Origin of the sequence: Salifodinibacter halophilus (assembly GCA_012999515.1) — a bacterium.
Lineage (GTDB): Bacteria > Pseudomonadota > Gammaproteobacteria > Nevskiales > Salinisphaeraceae > Salifodinibacter > Salifodinibacter halophilus.
The window spans coordinates 1-235 of the sequence record JABEEB010000749.1 but is presented as its reverse complement, the minus strand read 5'-3'; the positions used below and the strand labels follow the sequence as shown (position 1 = coordinate 235).

Genomic DNA, 235 nt, shown 5'->3' with positions numbered 1-235 from the left:
CAGCAGCACCGACATCCCGCGCTTCGTCATCGACACCTCGGACCTGGAAGCCTACGGCCTGGACTTCGACATGCGCTGGCAGGCCACCGATAACTTCGGCCTGGACTTCAACGCCAGCTTCATCGACTCGACCTACAAGAACTACGTCACCTCCGACGGCATCGACGCCAGCGGCGATCCCACCGGCCTGCCGTACTGGTCGGCGGCCGGCGGGCTGTACTACCGCATCCCGATG

At 64.7% G+C, this 235-nt stretch carries 1 protein-coding gene; it reads left to right on the top strand.

The window, feature by feature from the left end; all coding sequences use genetic code 11:
* Window positions 1-235, top strand: a 235-nt coding sequence (locus HKX41_13575; GenBank protein ID NNC25163.1) for a hypothetical protein, incomplete at both ends; no start/stop codon positions are given.